This is a genomic window from Mesorhizobium sp. M7A.F.Ca.CA.004.06.1.1, from assembly GCF_003999135.1.
Lineage (GTDB): Bacteria > Pseudomonadota > Alphaproteobacteria > Rhizobiales > Rhizobiaceae > Mesorhizobium.
On sequence record NZ_RZPQ01001036.1, the window covers coordinates 1 to 1,602 of the forward strand.

Genomic DNA, 1,602 nt, shown 5'->3' on the forward strand with positions numbered 1-1,602 from the left:
ATCTCGCAATATCCGCAGATCGCGCCGACGACAGTCAACATCAGCGCCACCTATCCGGGCGCCGACGCGCAGACGGTCGAGAACTCGGTGACCAAGGTCATCGAGCAAGGCATGACCGGCATCGACAATCTGGACTACATGACGGCGACGTCGACCTCGACCAGGTCGGCCTCGATCACGCTGACCTTCACCACCGCAGCCGATCCCGACACCGCCCAGGTGCAGACGCAAAACAAGCTTCAGCTGGTGCAGTCGCAGCTGCCGCAGGTGGTGCAGAGCAATGGCATCACCGTCTCCAAATCCTCGACCGGCTTCCTTATGGTCATCGGCTTCGTCTCGACCGACGGCAAGATGAACTCGACCGATCTCGCCGACTATGTCGACGCCACCGTCAACGACACGCTGAAGCGCGTCGAAGGCGTCGGCTCGACGCAGCTGTTCGGCTCCGGCTATGCCATGCGCATCTGGCTCGATCCGGACCAGCTCGCCAAGTATGCCCTGATGCCGAGCGACGTGGCGACCGCCATCGAGGCGCAGAACACGCAGGTTTCTGCCGGCCAGCTCGGCGGCCTGCCGGCGCGCAAGGGCCAGCAGCTCAATGCCACGGTGACGGCCAAGAGCCGGCTGCAGACCGCCGAACAGTTCCGCAACATCATCCTGAAGAGCCAAACCGATGGCTCGCTGGTTCGCCTCAACGATGTCGCCACCGTCGAACTCGGCGCCGAAAGCTACACGACGCAGGCCAACTACAACGGCAAGCCCGCGGCCGGCGTGGCCGTCAATTTGGCGACCGGCGCCAACGCCATCAACACCGCCGAAGCGGTGCGCTCGACGATCGCCCGGCTGAGCTCGACCTTCCCGCAAGGCGTCGAGGTCGTCTATCCCTACGACACTTCGCCTTTCGTGCGGCTGTCGATAGAGGAAGTGGTCAAGACGCTGGCCGAGGCGATCGTGCTGGTGTTCCTGGTGATGTTCATCTTCCTGCAGAATCTGCGGGCCACCATCATCCCGACGATCGCCGTGCCGGTGGTGCTGCTCGGCACGTTCGGCGTGCTGTCGCTGTTCGGCTATTCCGTCAACACGCTGACCATGTTCGCCATGGTGCTGGCCATCGGTCTGCTCGTCGACGACGCCATCGTCGTCGTCGAGAATGTCGAGCGCGTGATGCAGGAGGAAGGCCTGCCGCCGAAGGAGGCGACGCGCAAGTCGATGCACGAAATCACCGGAGCGCTGATCGGCATCGCCACCGTGCTTTCGGCCGTGTTCGTGCCGATGGCTTTCTTCGGCGGCTCGACCGGCATCATCTACCGGCAATTCTCGGTGACCATCGTCTCGGCGATGGTGTTGTCCGTGCTGGTCGCCCTTGTGCTGACGCCCGCACTTTGCGCCACGATCCTGCGACCGCCCAAGGACCATGCGACGCAAACGGGCCCGTTCGGCTGGTTCAACCGGGTCTTCGATCGCGGCACGCTTGCCTATCGCGACGGCTCGCACGGCATTATCAACCGGTCCTGGCGCTTCCTCGCCGTCTTCCTGGCCATCGTCGTTGCCGTGGGCTGGATGTTTGCCCGGCTGCCAAGTTCGTTCCTGCCGGAAGAAGAC

The 1,602-nt window shown here is 63.7% G+C and carries 1 protein-coding gene; it reads left to right on the forward strand.

Translation table 11 applies throughout. The annotated features are described in order from the left end of the window. On the forward strand, positions 1-1,602 hold a 1,602-nt coding region (locus EN906_RS33515; RefSeq protein WP_164777581.1), incomplete at both ends, for an efflux RND transporter permease subunit.